Origin of the sequence: Actinomadura vinacea (assembly GCF_039532545.1) — a bacterium.
Classification (GTDB): domain Bacteria; phylum Actinomycetota; class Actinomycetes; order Streptosporangiales; family Streptosporangiaceae; genus Spirillospora; species Spirillospora vinacea.
In genome coordinates this window covers 70,417-93,773 of the sequence record NZ_BAAARW010000001.1, presented here as the reverse complement: position 1 = coordinate 93,773, position 23,357 = coordinate 70,417, and the positions used below count along the sequence as shown (strand labels likewise).

At 70.4% G+C, this 23,357-nt stretch carries 20 protein-coding genes; 10 read left to right on the top strand and 10 right to left on the bottom strand.

The window, feature by feature from the left end; translation table 11 throughout:
- Positions 1 to 65: 65 nt before the first annotated feature.
- The 4 genes from purL to purS form a co-directional block, all read right to left on the bottom strand.
- Complete coding sequence (purL, locus tag ABD340_RS00415) at positions 66 to 2,267, bottom strand: phosphoribosylformylglycinamidine synthase subunit PurL (protein ID WP_425547300.1); 2,202 nt, start codon at positions 2,265 to 2,267, stop codon at positions 66 to 68.
- A gap of 845 nt (positions 2,268 to 3,112) precedes the next feature.
- Entirely contained in the window at positions 3,113 to 3,793 is a 681-nt protein-coding gene (gene purQ, locus ABD340_RS00410; RefSeq protein WP_344586222.1) for a phosphoribosylformylglycinamidine synthase subunit PurQ, read from the bottom strand.
- 120 nt (positions 3,794 to 3,913) lie between these two features.
- The gene (locus ABD340_RS00405; protein ID WP_344586221.1) at positions 3,914 to 4,366 is read right to left on the bottom strand and encodes an ATP-binding protein; all 453 of its coding nucleotides are present in this window, start codon (positions 4,364 to 4,366) and stop codon (positions 3,914 to 3,916) included.
- A gap of 315 nt (positions 4,367 to 4,681) precedes the next feature.
- Complete coding sequence (purS, locus tag ABD340_RS00400; RefSeq protein ID WP_344586219.1) at positions 4,682 to 4,924, bottom strand: phosphoribosylformylglycinamidine synthase subunit PurS; 243 nt, start codon at positions 4,922 to 4,924, stop codon at positions 4,682 to 4,684.
- 91 nt (positions 4,925 to 5,015) lie between these two features.
- On the opposite strand from purS, the gene ABD340_RS00395 reads away from it, so the two are divergent.
- Both ABD340_RS00395 and ABD340_RS00390 read left to right on the top strand, forming a co-directional pair.
- Complete coding sequence (locus ABD340_RS00395) at positions 5,016 to 6,635, top strand: hypothetical protein (protein WP_344586218.1); 1,620 nt, start codon at positions 5,016 to 5,018, stop codon at positions 6,633 to 6,635.
- Between the two features lie 128 nt (positions 6,636 to 6,763).
- Positions 6,764 to 7,498, top strand: a complete 735-nt coding sequence (locus tag ABD340_RS00390) for a hypothetical protein (protein ID WP_344586217.1) — start codon at positions 6,764 to 6,766, stop codon at positions 7,496 to 7,498.
- Positions 7,499 to 7,809: 311 nt separating this feature from the next.
- Here ABD340_RS00390 and ABD340_RS00385 read toward each other — a convergent pair whose 3' ends face one another.
- On the bottom strand, positions 7,810 to 8,097 hold the full coding sequence (locus tag ABD340_RS00385) for a hypothetical protein (protein ID WP_344586216.1): 288 nt from the start codon (positions 8,095 to 8,097) through the stop codon (positions 7,810 to 7,812).
- A gap of 58 nt (positions 8,098 to 8,155) precedes the next feature.
- Positions 8,156 to 9,151, bottom strand: a complete 996-nt coding sequence (locus ABD340_RS00380) for a helix-turn-helix domain-containing protein (protein ID WP_344586215.1) — start codon at positions 9,149 to 9,151, stop codon at positions 8,156 to 8,158.
- 195 nt (positions 9,152 to 9,346) lie between these two features.
- On the opposite strand from ABD340_RS00380, the gene ABD340_RS00375 reads away from it, so the two are divergent.
- The 5 genes from ABD340_RS00375 to ABD340_RS00355 all read left to right on the top strand — a co-directional run bounded on the left by ABD340_RS00375 (position 9,347) and on the right by ABD340_RS00355 (position 12,597).
- The gene (locus tag ABD340_RS00375; protein WP_344586214.1) at positions 9,347 to 9,622 is read left to right on the top strand and encodes a hypothetical protein; all 276 of its coding nucleotides are present in this window, start codon (positions 9,347 to 9,349) and stop codon (positions 9,620 to 9,622) included.
- On the top strand, positions 9,622 to 9,879 hold the full coding sequence (locus ABD340_RS00370; RefSeq protein ID WP_344586213.1) for a hypothetical protein: 258 nt from the start codon (positions 9,622 to 9,624) through the stop codon (positions 9,877 to 9,879). Before ABD340_RS00375 ends, ABD340_RS00370 begins: the two co-directional genes overlap by 1 nt.
- A gap of 254 nt (positions 9,880 to 10,133) precedes the next feature.
- Positions 10,134 to 10,340, top strand: coding sequence for a helix-turn-helix domain-containing protein (locus ABD340_RS00365; RefSeq protein ID WP_344586212.1), 207 nt, complete (start codon positions 10,134 to 10,136; stop codon positions 10,338 to 10,340).
- A 152-nt stretch (positions 10,341 to 10,492) separates the two neighbouring features.
- Entirely contained in the window at positions 10,493 to 11,623 is a 1,131-nt protein-coding gene (pdhA, locus tag ABD340_RS00360) for a pyruvate dehydrogenase (acetyl-transferring) E1 component subunit alpha (RefSeq protein ID WP_344586211.1), read from the top strand.
- Complete coding sequence (locus ABD340_RS00355) at positions 11,620 to 12,597, top strand: alpha-ketoacid dehydrogenase subunit beta (RefSeq protein ID WP_344586210.1); 978 nt, start codon at positions 11,620 to 11,622, stop codon at positions 12,595 to 12,597. Before pdhA ends, ABD340_RS00355 begins: the two co-directional genes overlap by 4 nt.
- 44 nt (positions 12,598 to 12,641) lie before the next feature.
- Here ABD340_RS00355 and ABD340_RS00350 read toward each other — a convergent pair whose 3' ends face one another.
- Positions 12,642 to 13,862 (bottom strand): RNA-guided endonuclease InsQ/TnpB family protein, encoded by a 1,221-nt coding sequence (locus tag ABD340_RS00350; RefSeq protein WP_344586208.1) that lies wholly within the window; start codon positions 13,860 to 13,862, stop codon positions 12,642 to 12,644.
- 248 nt (positions 13,863 to 14,110) lie between these two features.
- On the opposite strand from ABD340_RS00350, the gene ABD340_RS00345 reads away from it, so the two are divergent.
- On the top strand, positions 14,111 to 15,445 hold the full coding sequence (locus ABD340_RS00345) for a dihydrolipoamide acetyltransferase family protein (protein WP_344586207.1): 1,335 nt from the start codon (positions 14,111 to 14,113) through the stop codon (positions 15,443 to 15,445).
- A gap of 38 nt (positions 15,446 to 15,483) precedes the next feature.
- Here ABD340_RS00345 and ABD340_RS00340 read toward each other — a convergent pair whose 3' ends face one another.
- The 3 genes from ABD340_RS00340 to ABD340_RS00330 all read right to left on the bottom strand — a co-directional run bounded on the left by ABD340_RS00340 (position 15,484) and on the right by ABD340_RS00330 (position 19,534).
- Entirely contained in the window at positions 15,484 to 15,720 is a 237-nt protein-coding gene (locus ABD340_RS00340; protein ID WP_344586206.1) for a DUF6458 family protein, read from the bottom strand.
- A gap of 76 nt (positions 15,721 to 15,796) precedes the next feature.
- Positions 15,797 to 17,500: an OmpA family protein gene (locus ABD340_RS00335; RefSeq protein ID WP_344586205.1), complete on the bottom strand. Its 1,704-nt coding sequence runs from the start codon at positions 17,498 to 17,500 to the stop codon at positions 15,797 to 15,799.
- A 201-nt stretch (positions 17,501 to 17,701) separates the two neighbouring features.
- Entirely contained in the window at positions 17,702 to 19,534 is a 1,833-nt protein-coding gene (locus tag ABD340_RS00330; protein WP_344586204.1) for an acyl-CoA dehydrogenase, read from the bottom strand.
- A gap of 493 nt (positions 19,535 to 20,027) precedes the next feature.
- On the opposite strand from ABD340_RS00330, the gene ABD340_RS00325 reads away from it, so the two are divergent.
- Positions 20,028 to 21,302 (top strand): glycosyltransferase family 2 protein, encoded by a 1,275-nt coding sequence (locus tag ABD340_RS00325; protein ID WP_344586203.1) that lies wholly within the window; start codon positions 20,028 to 20,030, stop codon positions 21,300 to 21,302.
- Complete coding sequence (locus ABD340_RS00320) at positions 21,299 to 23,356, top strand: right-handed parallel beta-helix repeat-containing protein (protein ID WP_344586202.1); 2,058 nt, start codon at positions 21,299 to 21,301, stop codon at positions 23,354 to 23,356. Before ABD340_RS00325 ends, ABD340_RS00320 begins: the two co-directional genes overlap by 4 nt.
- Position 23,357 lies beyond the last annotated feature (1 nt).

The following is a 23,357-nucleotide window of genomic DNA, read 5'->3' as shown; positions in this document are numbered from 1 at the left end:
TGCGGGCTCCCCCCGACCCCGTCTTGGGGACGGGCGCCCCCGCGAGAGCGCCCGTCCCCTTTCGGTCAGCCGGCGTAGCTGGGGAGGGTGCGTTCGTGGGCGTCGCGGAGCTCGACCAGCGGGATGGAGAACAGCTCCTGGGCCTCGCCATCCGGGCCGGCCGTGGAGACGTCCAGGGAGTCGCCGCCGATGACGCCCAGCTGCGACACGGGGACTCCGGCGGACTCGCACAGCTGCGCCAGCCGGTTCTCGCCGCCGGGACGGATCGCGACCACGGTTCGGGCGACCGACTCGCTGAACAGCGAGACGAACGCGTCCCCGCGCAGGGTGATCTTCGCGCCGAGGCTGCCGCGCAGGCAGGACTCCACCAGCGTCTGGGACAGTCCGCCGTCGGACAGGTCGTGCGCGGCCATCAGCAGCCCCTCGCGGGCCGCGTTGATCAGGACCGAGGCCAGCGCGTGCTCGGCGGCCAGGTCGACCAGGGGCGGCAGGCCGCCCAGGTGGCCGTAGACCACGTGCGCCCATTCCGAGCCCCCGAACTCCTCGCGGGTCTCGCCGAGCAGGGCGAGCGTGGCGCCGTCGGAGGTGAACGACATGTTCACGTGGCGGCGCACGTCGTCGTGGACGCCCAGCACGCCGATCACCGGGGTCGGGTTGATCGGGGTGCTGCCGGTCTGGTTGTAGAAGCTGACATTGCCGCCCGTGACGGGGACGCCGAGGTACTGGCAGGCGTCCGCCAGGCCCTCGACCGCGCGCGCGAACTGCCACATGACACCCGGGTCCTCCGGGGAGCCGAAGTTGAGGCAGTTGGTGACGGCGAGGGGGCGGGCGCCGGTGGCGGCAACGTTGCGGAACGCCTCCGACAGCGCCAGCTGCGCGCCCGAGTACGGGTCGAGACGGGTGAAGCGGCCGTTGCCGTCCAGCGACAGCGCGATGCCCAGGCCGGACTCGTCGTCGATCCGGAGCACGCCCGCGTCCTCGGGCATCGCCATGACGGTGTTGCCCATCACGTACCGGTCGTACTGCGAGGTGACCCAGGTCTTGCTCGCCAGGTTGGGCGAGCCGGCCAGCCACAGCACGGTGCGGCGGATCTCGTCGGCGCTGGACGGCCGGGTGAGCCGCCCGGGGGTGTCGGACTGGAGCGTGCCCAGGTCGGCCGGGGGCTCGTAGGGGCGCTGGTAGACCGGGCCCTCGTCGGCGGCGGTGGTCGGCGGGATGTCGACGATCGTCTCGCCCCGCCAGGTCATGACGAGGCGGCCGGTGTCCGTGACCGCGCCGATCGTGGTCGCCGGGATCTCCCACTTCGCGCAGATCTCCAGGAAGCGGTCGACCTTGCCCGGCTCGACCACGGCCATCATGCGCTCCTGCGACTCGCTCATGAGGATCTCCTCAGGGAGCAGGGTCGCGTCGCGCAGCGGGACCGAGTCCAGCTCCACGTGCATGCCGCCGGTACCGGCCGCGGCCAGCTCGGTCGTCGCACACGACACCCCGGCCGCGCCGAGGTCCTGGATGCCCACGACGAGGTCCTCGCGGAACAGCTCCAGGCAGCACTCGATCAGCAGCTTCTCCATGAACGGGTCGCCGACCTGCACGCTGGGCCGCTTGGCCTGCGACTCCTCATCGAACGTCGCCGACGCCAGCACCGAGGCGCCGCCGATCCCGTCCGGGCCGGTGCCGGCACCGAACAGGATCACCCGGTTGCCCGGACCGGGCGCCACCGCCCGCTTGATGTCCTCATGCTTCATCACACCCACGCACAGCGCGTTGACCAGCGGGTTCTGCGCGTAGCACGGGTCGAAGACGGTCTCACCGCCGATGTTGGGCAGGCCGAGGGAGTTGCCGTACCCGCCGACCCCGGCCACCACGCCCGGCAGCACCCGCTGCGTATCGGGCGCGTCGGCCGGACCGAACCGCAGCGAGTCCATCACCGCGACCGGACGCGCGCCCATCGACATGATGTCGCGCACGATCCCGCCGACCCCCGTCGCCGCACCCTGGTACGGCTCGACGTAGGACGGATGGTTGTGCGACTCCACCTTGAAGGTGACCGCCCAGCCCTGCCCGACGTCCACCACACCGGCGTTCTCGCCCATCCCGACCAGCAACGCGTCGGTCTGCGGCGCCTTGTCACCGAACTGCCGCAGGTGCACCTTCGAGCTCTTGTACGAGCAGTGCTCGCTCCACATCACCGAATAGATCGCCAACTCGGCCGAGGTCGGACGGCGGCCCAGGATGTCGCGGACCCGCTGGTACTCCTCGTCCTTCATGCCCAGCTCGGCGTACGGCAGCGGACGCTCCGGCGTGGCCGCGGCGATGGCGACCGTGTCCGTACCCGGCTCGGGCCGCTGCACAGGCTCGTCCTGGACGGCGGCGACCGCGTCCTCAGGCACCGTGACCGCCGGATCGGCCGCCGGGACCGGCCCCTCCTCCACAGCGGGCTCACCAAGCCGCCCAAGGATCTCCGCGGCCGTCACGGGAGCCGAAGACTCCTGGGACGTCTCGGCACCCGGGACGGCGGCGATGGGCTCGGGCGCCGTCTGCTCCGCGGCCCCCTCCCGTCCAGGAACGTCCTCGGGCGCGACCGGCTGCGGGCTCGTCTCAGAGACGACCGATTCCGCCCCCGCAGAGTCCGGCGCCGTGCCCTCCGGCTCGGAAGGGTCCGGGCCGCTGTCACCGGACACGGCAGGCTGGGGCCCGGTGTTGGAGCCGACCGGCTGTGGGCTTGTGTCGCCGGTCACGACCGGCTGCGGCGCCGTGCCGCCCGGCACGCCGGACTCCAGCCCGGCACCGCCCGGGAGGACCGGCTGTGGGCCGGTGTCCGGGACGACCGGCTGCGGCGTCGGCTCGGAAGGCTGCGGCCCCGTGTCGCCGGTCACGACCGGCTGCGGGGCGGTTTCGCCGGGCGCGGGTGGCTGGGGGCCGGTGCCGGCCGCTTCGCGGGCGCCCTCTTCGGCGACGGCCTCATAGGCCTGGGCCACCGAGGGGTCGACCGGCTGCAGCTCGGGGTCGTCCGCGTCGGACTTCAGCTCGACGAGCCACTCCAGGCTCGGCTCGTCGGGGTCTTTGGACGCGGGGGCGCCCGGCCGGCCGGGGGAGGTGGGCGGCTGCTCGCTCATGCGTTGACCAGTCTCTTGACGATCGAGGTGAAGAAGCCGAGCCCGTCGGTGGACGGGCCGGTGAGGGACTCCACGGCGTGCTCGGGGTGGGGCATCAGGCCGACCACGTTGCCGGCCTCGTTGCAGATCCCCGCGATGTCGTCGAGCGAGCCGTTGGGGTTGAGGTCCACGTAGCGGGCCACGATGCGCCCGCCCTCGGCCAGCTCGGTGAGGGTCTCGGGGTCGGCGGTGAAGCGGCCGTCCCGGTTCTTGATCGGGACGACCAGCTCCTGCCCCTCGCTGTAGTCGCCGGTCCACGCGGTCTCCGCGTTCTCCACGCGCAGCCGCTGGTCGCGGCAGACGAAGTGCAGGCCGGCGTTGGGCAGCAGGGCGCCGGGCAGCAGGTGCGTCTCGCACAGCACCTGGAACCCGTTGCAGATGCCGAGCACCGGCAGGCCGGCGTCAGCGGCGGCGACCAGTTCCTCCATCAGCGGCGCGAACCGGGCGATCGCGCCGGCCCGCAGGTAGTCCCCGTAGGAGAACCCGCCGGGCAGTACGACGGCGTCGACCCCCTGCAGGTCGTGGTCGGCGTGCCAGAGGGCGACCGGCTCGGCTCCGGCGAGCCGGACGGCGCGTGCGGCGTCGCGGTCGTCGAGGGAACCTGGGAAGGTGATGATCCCTACCCGGGCAGCGTCCATCTCTTCTGTTCCTCCGAAATGAGGGCGGCCGGGGCGGACGGCTCTCCGCCGAAACGTCGCCGCCGGAAGCGGCGGTGCCGCTCCCCGATGCGCGGCGCGATCCCCCGCGCGGGTCCCAATCTACCCGGCGCTGTGCATGAGACTGCGGTCGAGGCGCCTGATGAAGGCCTCGTCGCGCCAGGTCAGGCGCTTCCGCAGCTGGACGACGGTGCCCCGCTCGGGTGCGGAGTCGATACTGAAATCGTCCACCAACGCCCGCATGATCCTAAGACCGCGGCCCGATTCGGCCAAATCCGCGGGTTCGGAAGCGGCCGGGGGCGGCGCTTTCCGGAGGCCGCGCCCCCAATCGGTGATCTTCAATACGCAGATGTCGTCGTCGACCCGTCCGGCCAGTTCGAAATCGCCGGTGGCGGGGGCGTGCTGGAGGGCGTTGGTGCACGCCTCGGAGGCGGCGACGAGGATGTCGGCGACACAGTCCTCGGCGACCCCGAGGCCGCGCAGCGCGTCCCCGAGCACCCGCCTGATCACCGGGATGCTCAGCGCCTCGCGCGGCAGCGCGAGCGAGAACTTCATGTCCACCGGTCACCTCGTGCTCATGCCGGGCCCCTGGTCAGGGCCGGTTCCCCGGAGCGCGCTCGACTTACTTGACGCAGCTAAGACTTCCCCGGCGGTATCTTCCGTAATCGTTGGACCGCCGGGTCTTTTCCGTGAACACTCGGTGGCGGCGGCGCCGCGCCGCCCGCGCGGACGGGGCCGGGCGGGGTGCCGCGCACGTTCTGGGGAATCGTTCGGGAAAAGGGTCGGGATCTGTTGGAGCGAACCAAGATCGACACATTCCGGTCCCGTTTTCCGGACCCTTCCTGGCCTTTTCCGGAACGCCCGCCGCGTTCAGAGAACGCGCACCTCGAAGTTCTCGATCACCGGATTCGCCAGCAGCGTCTCGGCGATCTTGCGGACCCGGTCAAGGGCCTCCTCGTCCGCCGGCCCGTCGAGCTCGAGCTCGAACCGCTTGCCCTGGCGGACGGCACCGATCCCCTCGAACCCCATCTGCGGCAGCTTGCGGGCGATCGCCTGCCCCTGCGGATCGAGGATCTCCGGCTTCAGCATGACGTCCACGACCACGCGCGCCACGACCGCTCCCTTACTGATCTGCGGTTTCCTTGTCGTCAGAAGCGTACGGCACCATGGCCGCAGACAGATCACCAGCACCCGGAGTCGATCGATGAACATCGATGAGCTGTCACCCTCGGAGCTTCGCCTGTGGGAGGCGTTCCCGCGCGGCGAAACCGTCGACCTGTCAGGCGGTGATCGCACGCTGAGCGATCCGTCCCAGTCCGACCGGTGGGGACGGGAGCGAGTGGTCCGCGCCGAGGTGCTGGTGGCACTGCTGGCGGGGGCGGTGGAGCCCGAGTCGGGGCACGTGGCCGCGCTGCGGCTGACCGGGGCGCGGATCATGGGGTCGCTCAACCTCGGCCACGCCCAGGTGACCGTGCCGGTCGCGCTGACCGGCTGCTCGTTCGACGAGGCGCCGCACCTCTACTGGACGCAGATGAACAGCATCCACATGATGCGCTGCCGCCTGCCGGGCCTGGTCGCGTCCGGCACCCGGGTGGACGGGCACCTGTGGCTGGAGGGCAGCACCATCTCGGGCGGCCTGTGGCTGGACGGCGCGCACATCGCGGGCATCCTCAACATGTCGGGCGTCCAGTTGCACAACCCGGGCGGTGACGCGCTGCTGGCCGACCGGCTCACGGTCGACGCCAACGTGTACTGCGACCAGGGGTTCAGCGCGAACGGCGAGGTGCGGCTGCCGGGCGCCCGGGTGGGCGGGCAGCTGATCTTCCGGGAGGCGCGGCTGCACAACCCGTCCGGCTCCGCGCTGTACGCCAGCCGCCTGGACGTGGCGGCCAACGTCTTCTGCGACGGCGGATTCACGGCGAAGGGCTCGATCCGGCTGCGCGGCGCCCGGGTCGGCGGCTACCTGTCCTTCGTGGGCGCCCAACTGTCCGCTCCGGAGGGCATGGCACTGAACGCCGACGACCTGGCGGTGGAGACCGACGTCTACTGTTCCGACGGCTTCCGCGCCGACGGCGGCGTCACCTTCGCCGGAGCGCGCATCACCGGCCAGCTCAGCCTGCGCGGCGCCCACCTCAACAACCCGTCCGGCACGGCGCTGAGCCTGCAACGCCTGCAAGCCGAGGAGGTGATGCTGCGTCCGGCCGAGCAGGTGATGGGCGTGACCGATCTTTCGTACGCCAAGATCAACGTGCTCCGGGACGACCGCACCACCTGGCCGGAGCGGCTCCAGCTCGACGGCCTGCAGTACGAGAGCCTCGACCCGCCGCTGGCGGCCCGGCACCGGCTGGACTGGCTGCGCCGCGACACCGACGGATACGCGCCCCAGCCGTACGAGCGCCTCGCGCACATGTACCGCACCCTGGGCCTGGACGCCGACGGCCGTTCGGTGCTGCTGGCCAAGGCCCGCGACCGGCGCCAGACGCAGAGCCCGCTCCGCAAGCTCGTCGGCTGGCTGCAGGACGTCCTGGTCGGCTACGGCTACCGCCCGTTCCGCGCCGCGACCTGGTTGCTGGGCCTGCTCGCGTTCGGGACGATCGTCTTCTCGCTGCACAAGCCAGGCATCCTCAACGAGGACGACCACCCGCATTTCAACGCGTTCTTCTACACCCTCGACCTGCTGCTCCCGATCGGCGACCTGGGCCAGGAACGCGTGTTCGCCCCAAAGGGCATCTACCAGTGGATCGCAAACCTGCTGGTCATCTCGGGCTTCATCCTCGGCCTGACCGTGGCCGCCGGCGCCACCCGCTCCCTCTCCCGCGAATAGCACCCGAACCGTTTCACGCCATTTGCCCGCTTCCAACCACAAACAGCGCCATCAACCGCTGAACGCACGCCGTTGACGCTATCGGTCAAGTGCGCTACTTCTAGCCGTCACGGGTGGAAGGGCGGTACATGGCGGGCGCGAAGGTCGACGTACAAGCCGTCCAGGCGGAACTTCGAGGGATCGCCGCCCTCATGACCGAGTTGACACGGCTGATGAGCCCCCAGATCTCGCAGGGCGGCTCCGCCGGTGCGTTCACCACGGACCTGCAAGGCCACAACCGCTCCCTCGGCCGGATGATGGTGGACATCCTGCGCGATGCCTCCGAACGGAACCATGTCCCGATGGTGCTTGACGCGCCGGACATTCCCCGCGTGACCCCAGCCGCGGGCCCGTCAGGGGTCGCGTCCGTTTCGCTGACCGGCTTGCAACGCCTCGAAACGGCTCTGAAACGCGCCGCCGACGGCCTCCCCCGCCACGCCGGACGCATCCGCGGCTTACTACGGGCTGCGGGCCCAGGAGCGGGGGGCACGACGCAGTGCGAGCGCACAGCCTTCTGGTGCCGCGAACAGGCGACCCGAATGCGCATCCGGATCCGGTACGCGCTCGCAGAGAACCAGACCAACCCGGCTTGGGTTCTCAACGGCGGCATGACCCGGATCCCCGACCGGGAACGCCTCGGCACCAAAGAGATGGCTGACCTAGGCCGCCTCCAAGCAGCGGTCTACGCAAAACACCTGTCGCAGTCCGACTCCCAAACCACAGGCCTCCTGGCCGACATCGCCGCGTCCCTGCGGGAGAACTACAAGAACCAGGCGTACCTGTCTGCGTTCTTCGGCAACGTCCCACCCCGGCTCAATCGGTAAACTCGCCTACCAGCTCCACAAGCGAAGCGGCGGCGCTGGCGTCACAGCCGCGGACAAGAAAACCCTCGGAGACATGGGTACCGCCCTAGCCACCCTCTCCCGTAAGAAGGAGAACCAGGGCACCGTCACCCGCGCCCTGGGGCCCTCCGGCTCTGACATGCCGGGTCAGGCCCTCCTGATAGGGCTCAGCGCCCCGGACGTCAAGTGGGGCTCGGCCGTCCTCGTGGACCTGGCCAAGGCGGCCCTGCGCTGGCGGCAGAAGCACCCGTCCTACACGCTCGCGAAAAGCACCGGTGTCCCGGGATCAGGCGTCACAGCCGTGCACAATCGACCGTCACACTTGCTCCCGCTGTCACCACCAACCCGATGCCCGTGGTGGCCTCCTCCGTCCGGATGGCCGCAGCCAGCGAGCCCACGAAGACCACCGCGATGATGCTGGCAATCAAGGCCACGCAGACGGCGGACTCGACACCATCCTCTGCGGTCGCCATCAGCGCCGCCAAGACCAGGACCACGACCAACCCAACGATGAAGTTGCGCGCGTCGGCGTAGTCAGGCGGTAGATCCCTTGACGCGACGCAGCAACTCTCGCCATGCATCCGGGCGGATGGCGATGACGTCACCGTCGGGGTTCGTCGAGTCAAAGACCGGCGGGGGTCAGGCGCGCTCCCGGGCTTCGTCGTGCGCGGCCTTGTACTCGCCGAGCCACTCGGCTGTGGCCTGGTCGGCGGGCATCCCACGCAGTCCGGCATCAAGGAGCGCCGTAGCGTCCCCGTACTCGCCGATGTCGCGGTGGACCATGCCGATGTTGAGCTGAAAGAACGGCGTGGAATACCAATAGACGGCCGGCGGCGGCTCGAAGTCGTCGTCGGCCTGCTCGGCGGCCGAATCAAGCCACCGTCGGGCCTGATCGACCTCGCCGAGGGCCGCGTACCCCTGCGCTGCCTGGAGCCGGTCGAACGTCCGTTGTGCAGGATGCCCGCCCGGAGTGGCCAGAGCGGCGCGGGAGGCGCGTACGACCGCGTGCGGGCGGCGCTGCTGCCGAGCAACATATCCGCGGAAGCTGGTCGCGATGGCGGCGACGGTGCCATCCGAGAAGTCGTCGGCAAGGTCCCCGCCTTGGCCCAACAGCTCCAGTGCTTTGACATCGTCCCTGAGCGCCGCGTGAAGCCAGCCGGTGTACACCGACCACTCGGCCACGATCCGTCCGAGCCGGTCACGCAGCGGCCCGGAGGAGTCCCGCAGTATCGCTGTGATGGCGTCGAGTTGGCCGGCCACCGGCCCGAGGAGCGCGCTGGCGCCGATGGCGTCCTCAAGTCTCCGCTGTCCGGCGAGCACGGTGGCAAGGGCCTCCAGGGTGGCCACGTCGAGACGGGATGGACGCGCGGCCACCAGCGCGACCCGCTCGCGGTCGTCGGGTGTCAGAGACCCGTTCACCGCGCGGCGGGTCGACGACGTCTTGGCGAGCGCGACCAGTTCGCCGTCGGCACCGAGGGCGTCATCGAGGTCGCGGGCGAGATCCGCCGAGGGGGGTTTCTTGTCGTGCGAGACGCGGGACAGGTGCCCGAGGTCGTAGAACGTGTCCTTGGCCAGCCTGCGGAGCGAGATTCCCCGCTCGGCCATAAGCGCCCGCATCTTCTCACCGAAGGTCATCGCCTCACCCGTTTCGCCCCGGGTTGACCTGTTCTGTCATCGGCCTTGCCCAGAGGGGCAACAGGTCAACACCTTCCACGGTAGCCGTCAATGCGCTGGTCTAGATGCCGTACGTGCGCAGGAACAAAAGGCGGCCCCGGGGCCGGCGGGCATGCCGGTTCCCAGGGCCTTGATCCGACAGGAGGCGTCGGACCCGTGAAAGAGAGTAAGGCCCCGACAAGATCGCCCGCGGACATCGCCGAGTTCTACTGCTGGATCGCCCCGGTCGACGGCGTCGAAGCGCCCAAGCGGGAGTTGGCGGACGATTTCCCCGGCTGGTCGATCATCCACACCGACCGGGGTCGCTGGTGGGCGATCCGGCTCCCCGTGATGAACCGGTCCACCGGGTGGCCGGCCACTTTCGACGTCAGCGAGGTCGAGGCCGACACCGCCGAACTGCTCCGCGAGAAGCTGACCGAGGCGATGAATTGATGGGCGAGCTCAAGGCCCTCCGCGGCGTCGAGATGATGATCGACGGCCGGGGCGTCACGATCGTCCAGCCCTACGACACGGTGCCGCGCCTGTTCAACGTGCGCGACGCCGCCGATGGCCAGCGGCTGGCGATCCTGCTGGACCTGGGCAGGGGGCGGTGGCGGGGCGTCCGTACCGACCTCGGCGACCCGATGAACCCGACCATGCTGGACGCCGAGGACGTCCAGGAGGCGGCGCGGCTGACGCTTCGCCTGTGACCCCGCGGCCCCGGGTTGACGGTGCGCGCCCGGGGCCGCGGTACCACGTCGCGCAGCCGGTGCTTGAAGCCCCCGAGAACATCGGTCGCGTGGCCCGACGTGGGGCGGTCGGCCGGAAAGGCGCGGCAACCGACCACCCGAGATCACGGTCTGGGGGCGACGGGATCACATCGTGCTGGCGGGGACGGTGCGCTTTCTGTTGGAGGAGACGATCGAGCTCGCCGAGGTCATCGTCCGGTGCAGTGAGGAAATCGATGGACGAGCGTGAGCTGCTCACCACGGCGGAGGTGGCGGCGATCTTCCGGGTGGCCCGGTCGACGATCACGCAGTGGGCGGGGCGGGGGCTGCTGCCCCATACGCGGACTCCTTCAGGTCGTCTGCGGTTCTACCGGGTGGATGTCGAGCGGGTGCTTCGGGAGAACGGGAGTGAGGGGTCGTTGGGGCGGGGCGGGGCGGGGTAAGGAAGGGGGTATTCGGGGGCTTGCGCCCCCGGGTGTGATGTCTGCCACGATGGCTTTAGCGGCATTTGTCCCTTACCGGGGAACGAAGGCCACTGACGCCGGCCGGCCAGCGGCGATCCCGCGATCCGGCCCCGAACGAGGAGTAGTCATCGATGACGATCGACTCCGTGCGCGGCGCGCCCGCCGAACCCGAGCACGCCGAACCCGAGCTCATCCAGCTGCTCACCCCCGAGGGTGAGTGGATCGAGCACCCCGACTTCCCGCTGGAGCTCTCCCCCGAGGAGATCCGCGGGCTGTACCGGGACCTGGTCACCGTACGCCGGATCGACCTGGAGGCCGTGGCCCTCACCAGACAGGGCGAGCTGGGCATCTGGGCCTCCCTGCTGGGGCAGGAGGCCGCCCAGATCGGTTCCGGGCGCGCGCTGACCGAGCACGACATGGTGTTCCCCACGTACCGTGAACACGGGGTGGCCTACTGCCGGGACGTCGAGCCGCTGCGGCTGCTCGGCCTGTTCCGGGGCGTCAACCATGGTGGATGGGATCCGGCAGAGCACGGTTTCCACCTCTACACGATCGTGATCGGCAGCCAGACCCTGCATGCGACGGGGTACGCGATGGGCGTCCAGCGCGACGGGGTGCTCGGCACGCCGTCGGCGGGGGCCACCATCGCCTACTTCGGCGACGGTGCCACCTCCCAGGGTGACGTGAACGAGTCCTTCGTGTTCGCGTCGGTGTTCAACGCGCCGATCGTGTTCTTCTGCCAGAACAACCAGTGGGCCATCTCCGAGCCCCTGGAGCGGCAGTCCCGCATTCCTCTCTACAAGCGCGCACAGGGGTATGGCTTCCCGGGCCTCAGGGTGGACGGCAACGACGTGTTCGCCTGCCTGGCCGTGACGAAGAAGGCGCTGGAGGCTGCGCGGACGGGGCAGGGCCCGACGCTCATCGAGGCATTCACGTACCGCATGGGCGCCCACACCACCACCGACGACCCCACCCGGTACCGCCTCAAGGCGGAGGAGGAGTCGTGGAAGTTGAAGGACCCCATCGAGCGCTTGAAGGCCTATCTCGTACGGGGTGACCTGGCCGACGCGGCGTTCTTCGACGAGGTGGAGGCCGAGGCCAAGGCGGGAGCGGCGGAACTGCGCAGGCAGTGCCTCGCGCTGCCGGATCCGCGGCCTCTGGAGATCTTCGAGAACGTGTACGCCGAGTCCCACCCGCTGATGACCGAGGAGCAGGAGCAGTTCGCCGCCTACCTGGCGTCCTTCGAGGAGGTGTCCTCATGACCGCGCTGACGCTCGGGAAGGCATTGAACGAGGGGCTGCGCAAGGCCATGGAGGCCGACCCGAAGGTCCTGGTCATGGGCGAGGACGTGGGCAAGCTCGGTGGCGTGTTCCGGGTCACCGACGGGCTGCAGAAGGACTTCGGCGAGGAGCGGGTCATCGACACGCCGCTGGCCGAGTCCGGGATCGTGGGGACCGCGATCGGGCTGGCGCTGCGCGGCTACCGGCCGGTCTGCGAGATCCAGTTCGACGGGTTCGTGTTCCCGGCGGCGGACCAGATCATCACCCAGCTGGCCAAGATGCGGCTGCGGTCGCTGGGCCGGCTGTCGCTGCCGGTGGTCGTCCGTATCCCGTGCGGCGGCGGCATCGGCGCGGTGGAGCACCACAGCGAGTCGCCGGAGAACTACTTCACCCACACGGCCGGGCTGCGGGTGGTGGCCTGCTCCAACCCGGCGGACGCGTACACGATGATCCAGCAGTCGATCGCCTCCCCCGACCCGGTGATCTTCTTCGAGCCGAAGCGGCGCTACTGGGACAAGGCGCCGGTGGAGACCGATCCGGACGCGTGGACGCCGCTGCACGAGGCGCGCGTGGTGAACCCCGGCGAGCACGTCACGGTTCTGGCGTACGGGCCTTCGGTGAAGACGTGCCTGGAGGCGGCTTCGGCGGCCGCCGAGGAGGGCCGCACGCTGGAGGTCGTCGACCTGCGCTCACTCAACCCGCTCGACATCGGCACGGTCGTGGAGTCGGTGAACCGGACGGGCCGCTGCGTGGTCGTCCACGAGGCACCGGTGTTCAGCGGCTACGGCGCCGAACTGGCCGCGCGGATCACCGAGAAGTGCTTCTACCGGCTGGAGGCCCCGGTCCTGCGGGTCGGCGGCTTCTCCACGCCCTACCCGCCCTCCCGGTTGGAGGACCACTATCTGCCCGACCTCGACCGCATCCTGGACGCGGTCGACCGGACGTTCACGTGGTGACCGGGGGGAGCCGACAGATGAGCGATTTGACTTCCTCCCCTCCCTCAAAGGAAGGGGAGTCCCGCCCTTGCGGGTGGGGTTTCCTGCTTCACGGCCAGTTGCGGAAGGGAGGACCCTTGCCGTCTCACACCGGCTCCACAGGCATCACCGGGGATGTGGCCCCTGGCTGCGGCTCGACCAGCCGCAAGAATGTTCTCGGCCGCGTTGAGGTCCCGGTCGTGCCGGGCGCGGCAGCCCGGGCACGTCCACGCCCGGGTGTTCAAGCTCAGCTCCGCCAGGACGTGCCCGCAGGCCGAGCACGTCTTGGACGAGGGGCACCAGCGGTCGATAACGACCAGCGTCCGCCCGGCCCGCTCGCACTTGTACTCCAACTGCCGGCGGAACTCGCCCCACCCGCAGTCGGAGATCGCCCTGGACAAGGACCGGTTGCGGACCATGCCCCCGACGTTGAGGTCCTCAATGGCGATCAGGTCGGCGGATTCCACGAGCCGGGTGGTGGTCTTGTGGAGGAAGTCCTGGCGGGCGTTGCGGACCTTGCGGTGCGCGCGGGCGACCTTGTCCTTGGCCTTGCGCCGGTTGGCCGAGCCTTTCTGGCAGCGGGCCATCCGACGCTGGTACCGGGCCAGGCCAGCGGCCTTGCGGTCCAGATGACGGGGGTTGGCGATGCGCTCGCCGTCGCTGGTGACCGCGAAGTCCTTCACTCCCAGGTCCACCCCGATCTCGCACCCGGCCCGGGGCACGGGTTCGGGGTCGCCGGTCTCGACGGCGAAGGTCACATACCAGCGGCCGTCGGACTCGCGAGAGACCACCACCATCGTCGGGGCCAGCGAGGACAGGTCCACATCGTCGAAGGTCCACACGAACGCCAGCGGCCCACTGGTCTTGGCCAGGCGCAACTCGCCGTCGCACATCCGGAACGCCGAGCGGGTGAAGTGCGCTGTCTGGCGGCCGTTGCGGGACTTGAACCGCGGGTACCGGGCGCGCTTGGCGAAGAAGTTGGCGAACGCGGTGTGCTGGTGCCGCAGGGCCTGCTGCAGCGGGACCGAGGACACCTCCGACAAGAACGCCAGTTCCTGGGTCTTCTTCCACCCGGTCAGCCAGGCGTCGGTCTCCCGGTAGGCCGTCGCCTGCCCTTCGCAGCGGTGGCGGCGGGTCCGCTCGGCGAGGGTCCTGTTCCACACCAGGCGGACGCATCCGAACGTGCGGCCCAGCAGGACCGCCTGCTCAGAGTCCGGGTAGGCCCGGCACTTGTACGCCGTCCGCATGACCGGAAAATCTACCGGCCGTCACCGGCATCCGTCACCGAAATCGGTCACCCCGTGTACCGGACTGGTGACCGAAAGCACCGGCAGCCACACCGGACGACAAGGGGACCATCACCCATGACCGAACGTACGGCGATCTCAGGACGGACGACCAGTCGCCCAACGGCGGCAGCTGTTTCCCTGCCCCGCTCTGCGGGACGCCGGATTCCTCCCCGGCCTGAAGGCCCAGGCTTCCTCCGGGAGATCCGGTGAAGTACTTCAAGCTGCCCGACGTGGGCGAGGGCCTGACCGAGGCCGAGATCGTCAAGTGGCATGTGCAGCCGGGCGACCGGGTCGAGGTCAACCAGACGATCGTGGAGATCGAGACGGCCAAGGCGATCGTGGAGCTGCCGTGCCCGTTCGAGGGCGTGGTGGCGGAGCTGATGGCCACCGAGGGCAGCACGGTGGACGTGGGCGTCCCGATCATCGCGGTGGACGTCGCGCCGGAGGGGCCCGCGGTGGCGACGCCGGTGTCGGAGCCGCCGGCGCAGGCCGCCGCGCTGAAGGAGGACCTGGTGCCGTCCGCGGCGGAGCCGGGCACGGTGGCGCCGGACGAGCCGAAGCGGCAGCCGGTACTGGTCGGGTACGGGGTGAAGCCGGGCGCGACCAAGCGGCGCCCGCGCCGGCAGGCCAACGGCGGCACGGCCGCCCCGGTGGTGCCGCCCGTCCGTCCACAGCCTGTGGAAAACCGGCTGCCGCTGGCCAAGCCGCCGGTCCGCAAGCTCGCCAAGGACCTCGGCGTGGATCTCGGCACGATCAGCGGGACCGGGCCGCAGGGCTCGATCACCCGTGACGACGTGCGCGCCGCGCAGCACGTCCCCGCCGAGGCGGCACCGGCGCGGGAGGAGCGGATCCCGGTCAAGGGCGTCCGCAAGAGCACGGCCGCGGCGATGGTCGGCTCGGCGTTCACCGCCCCGCATGTCACCGAGTTCCTCCAGGTGGACGCGACCGCGACGGTGGAGGCAGTGCGGCGGCTGCGCGAACTGCGCGAGTTCGCCGACGTCAAGGTCTCGCCGCTGCTGCTGGTCGCCAAGGCGCTCCTGACGGCGGTGGCCCGCAACCCGATGGTGAACGCGATCTGGGCGGACGGCCCGTCCGGCGCCGAGATCGTCGTGCGGAAGCACGTCAATCTCGGTATCGCGGCGGCCACCGACCGCGGGCTGATCGTCCCGAACGTCAAGGACGCGCACACCAAATCGCTGCCCGAGCTGGCGGCCGCGCTGGCCGAGCTGACCGCCACCGCCCGGGCGGGCAAGGCCACCCCGGCCGACCTGACCGGCGGGACGATCACCATCACCAACGTCGGGGTGTTCGGAGTGGACACCGGCACCCCGATCATCACGCCCGGCGAGTCGGCGATCCTGGCGTTCGGCCAGATCCGCGACATGCCGTGGGTGCACGAGGGTGAACTGGCCGTTCGCAAGGTCACCACGCTGGCGCTGTCGTTCGACCACCGGGTCATCGACGGTGAGCTGGGCTCGCGGGTGCTGCGGGACGTCGGCGACATGCTGGAGGACCCGCTGCGGATCCTCGCCTGGCACTGATGCCGAACGGGCGGCGCGCGGTACCGCGCGCCGCCCGTTCAGCTCGGGGGCTGGTCGTCGCCGCCGTAGTAGGAGCCGCGGTCGCGGGACGGCCGCCCGCGCGCCGACACCCGGCTCATCATCAGCAGCTGCAACACGAACGACACCCCGCCGACGATGATGAGGATGACGCCGATCACGTGGATGTCCACCGGATCGGTCATCGCGTCCTCGGCGATCGCGAACTTGAGGATAAGCCCGAGGGTGATCGTGAAAATGCTGACGCCGACACCCATGCGATGACCTCCGCCGGACGATCCGAAACCCTGCTCTTTAAATATCCGCTGGGCCCGCCCGTCACACGTGCGGTGATCAGGAGATCGGGACGTTGTTCACCTTTCCGAACGGTCCCCCGTCGAAGACCACGGTGGCGGGGTTGCCGGGCGGCGCCGGAATGTAGGCGAATCCGCGCACGGGCTGGTTGAGCGCGGTGCGGAACGTGGCCCGTCCCGGGTCGACGTAGGTGGCGCTGTTCGCGGCGGGCGGCCCGATCCGTACCGCCCGGTAGACGTCGGTGCCGCCGGGCAGCAGCACCGAGAACGAGGTGAACGCCCCGCCCAGATAGTCCTTGTGCGGGTAGGCGGCGTCCGGGGGCGTGGTGCCGGGGCCCTCGTTGACCAGCTCGAACACCGCGACCAGGTAGGCGCCGTCGCGGTAGAACGGCTTGACGTCCAGCCGCCGTTTGGCCCCGGCGAACCGGCCGAACCGGCTGGCCACCGTCTTGCCGTCCTGGGCGCGGAACGCGGCGGGCTGGACGGTGCCGCCACGGCCGCCGGCGGGCGCGGTGGACGCCGCGGTGGTGCCCTGGGTCTGCTGCCGCACCACGTAGGAGATCTCCACGCGGCGGTTGCGGGAGCGGGCCTTGGCGTCGTCCGCGCCGCCCTCCTTGGCGATCAGCTCGGCCTCGCCCTTGCCCTGCGTGGAGTACTTGAAGGTGTTGCCCAGCCGGCTCTGCAGCTCCTTCTGGACCGCCTCGGCGCGCTCCCGCGACAGCTTGAGGTTGTGGTCGTCGGCGCCCTTGCTGTCGGTGTGGCCGTTGACGGCGAGCGGCTGCCCGCCCGGGTCGGCCTTCTCCCGGATCTCCTGGGCGGCCTGGTCGAGCACCTGCTTGGCGCGGGCGGACGGCTTGGCCGAGTCGACGGCGAACAGCACGTCGGTGCGCAGGTTCATCTTGACGTCGGAGGCCCCGGAGGTGACGTCCTTGATCTCGCCCTCGGTGATGTCGTACAGGTCGGCGGGATTTGCGCCGGTGCCCTGGCCGCCGGGCGTGCCCTGGCCGCCGAGGGTCGGTAGACCGCTTGGAGTGGTCTGGCCGCTGGGCGCGGACTGACCTTGGGGCGTGCCCTGGCCGCCGAGTGCAAGTTGACCACCACTGGTGAGCTGACCGCTGGGGGTGCTCTGACCGCTGGGCGTGGACTGGACCCCGGGGGTGGTGGACTGCCCCCCGGGCGTGGTCTGGCCGCCGGGCGTGGGCTGGGTGCCGGGGGTGGGCTGGCCGGGGGCGGGGTCGGTCACTGGGACGCCGGTGAACTCGCCTGCGGTGCCTGTGGTGAGGACGGTGAGCTTCTGGACGTTCGCCGGGATCGGCGGGAAGTCGGCGGTCAGCTCGCGGGTGGCGCCGGGCGCGAACTGCTCGGGCGCCGGGGTGGGCGGGACGCCCGTGCCGGCTCCGGCGGCGGTCGTCGGACGGTAGAGCCTGCGCCCGACCGGGTCGAGCAGCGAGACGCCGAGCGGGACGGACTTGGCCGCCGTGTCCATCGAGGTCACCGAGTACCTGAGCACCGACTTGGCGCCCTGCCGCTCGACCCCCCTGATCGCCACCCGGGCGTGCAGGCCGTCCGCGGAGCCGAACCAGCCTTCCTTGGCCATCGTGGCGGTGGCCTGCGGCGGGCCGCTCGATCCGCCGGTCCGGGTGGTCGGCGGGTCGGCCGTCTGGGTGCCCTCCGAGCACCCGCCGACGACCATCAACCCGGTCAGCGGCAGGGCGAGAGGGACGAGGAACCTGCGAGCGGACATGCGAGCCGACATGGACACTCCGGACTGTCTCGATCGCGGGAGGCGACGGATGCGGGGCGCTGGCGTTCCCGGCAAGCGTATAGATGCCGTCGCCGCCCTACCGTCCGATTCGTTCGGTTACGACGGAAGGCCCGGTCCCGGCCCGTCGTCGACGGGCCCGGGACCGGGCGGGAGCGGGCCGAGCCGGGAGCGGGGCCTTCCTCAGAAGGCCGACTCGGGCAGCTCCATGAGGTCGAGGGTGGTGCCCTCGACGATGGCCCGTTCGGACGCCAGGCGGGGCAGGACGGTGGCGCAGAAGAACTGGGCCGCGGCGATCTTGCCGGTGTAGAAGTCGCGGTCGGCGTCCGAGACCTCGCCGCCCAGCTTGGCCAGCGCGACCTCGGCCTGGCGGCACAGCAGCCAGCCGACGATCACGTCGCCGAGGGCCAGCAGCAGCCGGGAGCTGTTGAGGCCGACCTTGTAGACCTGCTTGGGTTCCTCCAGGGAGCCCAGGGCCCAGCCGGCCATCGTCTCCAGCATGCTCTGGACGTCGTCGAGGGCGCTGCCCAGGCGGCCCCGCTCGTTCTTGAGCCGGCCGTTGCCCGCGTCGCTGCCGGCGAACGCCTTGATCTCGCCGGCCAGGTGCTTGAGGGCCTCGCCGTTGTCCCGGAGGATCTTGCGGAAGAACAGGTCCATGCCCTGTATGGCGGTGGTGCCCTCGTACAGGGTGTCGATCTTCGAGTCGCGGATGTACTGCTCGATCGGGTAGTCCTGCAGGAAGCCCGAGCCGCCGAGGGTCTGCAGCGACTCGGCGCCCAGCAGCGCGTACGCCCGCTCGGAGCCGAAGCCCTTGACGATCGGGAGCAGCAGGTCGTTGACCTTCTCGGCCAGCTCGTCCTTGCGGCCCTCGTGCTCGGCGATCTGGACGGCGTCCTGGTAGGAGGCGGTCAGCATGACCAGCGCCCGCATGCCCTCGGCGTAGGCCTTCTGGGTCATGAGGCTGCGCCGCACGTCCGGGTGGTGGGTGATGGTGACCCGGGGCGCGGTCTTGTCGGTCATCTGGGTGAGGTCGGCGCCCTGCACCCGCTCCTTGGCGTACTCGAGCGCGTTGAGGTAGCCGGTGGAGAGGGTGGCGATGGCCTTGGTGCCGACCATCATCCGGGCGTACTCGATGACGAGGAACATCTGCTTGATGCCCTCGTGCACGTCGCCGACCAGGTAGCCGACGGCGGGGTGCTTCTCCCCGAACGTCAGCTCGCAGGTCGTGGAGACCTTGAGGCCCATCTTCTTCTCGACGTTGGTGACGTAGGCGCCGTTGCGGTCGCCGAGCTCGCCGCTCTCCAGGTCGACCAGGTACTTGGGCACCAGGAACATCGACAGGCCCTTGGTGCCGGCACCGGCGCCCTCGGGACGGGCCAGCACGAGGTGGAAGATGTTCTCGGACATGTCGTGCTCGGCCGAGGTGATGAAGCGTTTGACGCCCTCGATGTGCCAGGTGCCGTCGGGCTGCCGGACGGCCTTGGCGCGGCCGGCGCCGACGTCGGAGCCGGCGTCGGGCTCGGTCAGCACCATGGTGGCGCCCCACTGCCGCTCCAGCGCGAGTTCGGCGAACCGCTTCTGGTCGGGGGTGCCGATGTTCCACAGGATCTGGGCGAATCCGGGTCCCGAGGAGAACATGTAGACGGCCGGGTTGGAGCCGAGCACCTGCTCGGCCAGTGCCCAGACCAGGCTGCGCGGCGCGCCGGTGCCGCCGAAGGCGGGGGCCAGGTCGACCCGGTACCACTCGGCGTCCATCCAGGCCTTGAACGACTTCTTGAAGCTCTCCGGCATGGTGACCGTGCCGGCGGCGGGGTCGAAGACCGGCGGGTCGCGGTCGGCGTCCTCGAACGACTCGGCCAGCGGGCCCTCGGCGAGCCGGTTGACCTCTTCGAGGATGCTGCGCGCGGTGTCCTCGTCCAGTTCCTCGTAGGGTCCGGCGCCGAGCAGGTCCTGGCGGCCGAAGACCTCGAAGAGGTTGAACTCCAGGTCCCGGAGGTTGCTCTTGTAGTGCCCCATCGAACACTCCGTCTGTCCGGCGGCGCTTCTGGGCCCCGCAACTCGTACTGGTGGGTAACTCGACATCATGCTACCCGCTGGTAACCAGTGCCAACCACCACCGTCCGGGTGACTTCGGCCATCCCCCCACCACAGCGACGATCAACGACATACGCGTCCCCGCGGCCGCCACCCGAACATCCCGCAGAGGATCTTTGGGGCGGACAAACAGCAATAAACCGGGCGGCAACCCTCAATGGATACCGCACTTTTCATTAGGGGCTTCCGAAACAGCCCTTAGGTGGGGCTGGAATACGGCAAATCCATCTGTTTCTTCACGGTTCCCACTCACCCCTTGACGACAACCCGACAAACCGCTATCGGATCGCCTTTCCCGGCAAACTTGACCACTTCCGGCAATAACGGACTATTCCCCAGAACCATCGCCCTTACTTGAGGTGGCACGGGGTCGGAAGAGGCGGGCGCTCTCCTCGTTGCCGCAGAAGGAGGAGTCTTGTCGTCTGTCACGGGGTGGCTCGGTGACGCCTGGGAGGCGATGGCCGCGGCGACGGCCGGGGGCGATTGGCGCAAATTCGTCCCCCTGGGCTTCGCGGGACTGCTCGTATGGTCGCTGTGGCTGTACCGGGTGGTCCTGAGCCGCATGGACAAGCCGGTCGTCAACGATTTCCGCACCACGGTCTCGGTGGTCGTGCCCTCCTACCGGGAGGACCCGGAGATCCTGCTGCGCTGCCTGGAGAGCTGGCTGGCGCAGGACCCCACCGAGGTCATCATCGTCGCCGACGTCGGCGACACCGAGGCCCACCGCGGGCTCGCCGAGATCACCGACCCGCGCCTGCGGGTCCTGGTGTACGAGCACGCGGGCAAACGCTCCGCCCTGGGCGTGGGCATCCGCGCGGCCCGCGGCGAGATCGTCGTCCTCGCCGACTCCGACACGTGGTGGCGGCCGGGCCTGCTGGACGCCGTCCAGATGCCGTTCGAGGACCCCCAGGTCGGCGGCGTCGGCACCCGGCAGAACGTCTTCCAGCGCACCACCAGCGTCTGGCGCCGGATCGCCGACTGGCTGGTCAACCTGCGCTACCACGACTACGTCCCCGCGATGGGCTCCAAGGGCGGGGTGGCCTGCCTGTCCGGCCGCACCGCCGCCTACCGCCGCGCGGTGATCCTGCCGGTGGTGGAGAACCTGGAGAACGAGTTCTTCCTCGGCCGCCGCTGCGTCGCCGGCGACGACGGCCGGCTCACCTGGCTGACGCTCTCCCAGGGGTACAAGACCGTGCACCAGTCGTCGGCGCGCGCGATCTCGATGTTCCCCGACTCCTTCCGTGCGTTCGTCAAGCAGCGCGTCCGCTGGAGCCGCAACTCCTACCGGTGCTACCTGACCGCCCTGTGGAAGGGCTGGCTGTGGAAGACCCCGTTCGTCACCAAGGTGACCGTGCTGCAGATCCTGCTCACCCCGGTCACCATGGGCGTCACCCTGGCCTACCTGATCTTCAGCCGGATCCTGGACAACCTGCACCCGGTCGGCATCGCGCTGGCGATCGGCTGGGTGCTGGTCGGACGCGGCGTGCGCGGCTGGTCGCATCTCAAACGGCATCCCGCGGAGATCCTGCTGCTGCCGCTGACCACGGTGGTGATCATCATGATCTCGCTGCCGATCAAGCTGTACGCGTTCCTCACCATGAACAGGCAGGGCTGGCTGACCCGCGCCGCCGACCAGACCGGCGGCGCCGGCCAGACCGCCGGATCGCTGCAGGGAGCGGGCTCCGGATGAGGGCTCCCAGGCGCCGCACGCTCCGGGCGCTCGGGCTCACGCTGGGAATAGGGCTCGCCCCGCCGGCCGCGCTCGGACCGGCCGACACGCCCGCCGCGCACGCCGCGCACGCTGCGCCGGTCGAGGACGCCAAGCGCCAGGCCGCCCTCGTCGACCAGGAGGACCAGCGGATCATGCAGGTCCGCTCGGTGCTGGCCGCCGTCCTCCAGGCCCGCGGCGGCGAGACCGCGCAGTGGAGGCGGCCGCAGGTCTTCGGGTCCAGCCACGGCAAGACCCTGGTGCTCCCGCCCGTCGCCGGCGGCGGCCCCTACACCGTCGCCGACCTGGAACGCGTCGGCGGCAAGTACTTCCAGCGGCTCGACGACGGCTCCTACCTGCTGGGCGCGCACCTGTTCGTCGCCGACGGCGCCAAGCTGGTGCTGAGCGACCCCGGCGGGCCGCTGCGCATCCGGATGGCAGGCAGCCCCAACGCGTTCAGCTCGATCGTCAGCTTCGGCGGCGCCCTCCAGATCGAGGGCACCGAGCGGAACCCCGTCCAGATCACCAGCTGGGACGCGCGGACCGAGCAGCCCGACACCCAGGTCGCCGACGGCAGGCCCTACATCCGGGCGGTCGGCGGCGAGTTCAAGATGAAGCACGCCAAGGTGTCCGAGCTGGGCTTCTGGAGCGGCCGGACGGGCGGCATCGCGCTGACCGGCACCGACCGTCCCGCCAACGCCGTCAAGCGGCTCAACAAGGAGCAGCGGCACGCGGCCAAGAAGAAGCGGCAGCGGCAGAACGAGCAGGGCGACATCGGGGACGGCGGCGGGCCGGGCGACATCCAGATCGAGGAGCCCGGCGGCACCGCCACCCACGTGCCCGCCGCGGACCTGGTCACCGGCTCCATCGAGAACAGCACGATCAGCGGGGACGCGTTCGGGCTGTTCGTCTCCGGCTCCAACCAGACCCAGATCACGGGCAACCGGATCGAGAACAGCCTGGTGCACGGCATTCTGATGCACCGGTTCGCCAAGAACGCCACGATCCAGAACACCACCGTGACCGGCAGCCGCGGGGACGGTTTCGTGCTGTCCCGGGCCACCGAGAAGGTCCGCGTCACCAACTGCACGGCCGAGCTCAACGGCCGCAACGGCTTCACGCTGAACGGGCAGGCGCTGGCCAAGGGCCCCTCGGCGTCCGGCGAGCCGATGGAGAGCTTCGGCGACAGCTCGGTGACCAGCAGCCTGGCCAAGGACAACGGCCGCTACGGCATCGAGCTGCTGGGCGGCGACAAGCCGTCGGTGCAGAACAGCCGGGTCATCGGCGGCGACATGGGCATCGTCGTCCGCAACGGCGCCACCGACGTGCAGATCTCCGGCAACCTGCTGCGGCAGCAGGTGCGGCAGGGCATCTCGCTGCGCGACGGGGTCCGCGACGCCGACCTGGCGGGCAACACCGTGATCGGCGCCCGCACCGGCATCTACCTGCGCGACGCGACCGGCTCGATGAACGGGAACGTGGTGCGGGGCGCGACCGCGCACGGCATCACGCTCAAGGGCGTGAACGGCGGCTCCACCGTCCGGAACAACACGCTGAGCGGCTCGGGCACCAGCGCGGTCAGCACCTCGGGTTCGAGCGGCAAGGTCCGCAAGGAGGACAACGACACCGAGGGCTGGAACGACACCGCCTCGCTGTGGACGAAGGCGCAGCGGTACGCCAAGCCGATGAACATGATCTGGGCCGGGGTGTTCCTCCTGGTGGTCATCTCGATGCTGCGGGCCCGCGGCCAGGACGGCATCCGGATCGGACGCACCGGCGTGCACCCGTACACGTCGCAGCAGCCGCTGGAGAAGCGCGAGGTGCGGCGCCTGCCCGAGCGGGAGAAGCCCCGCGAGCCGGTCATGCTGGGGCTGCCCGCCATCGGCCGGGACGCGGCCGCCGTACACGCCGTCCACGTCGGCCATGCCCACGGCGGTTCGCAGAACGGCAAGGGCGGCGCGCACAGCGCCAGCCCGCAGCACCGGGCCCCGCGGCCTGCGCAAAGCGTGAAGCAGCCCGACTCAGGGGGTGTCTGAC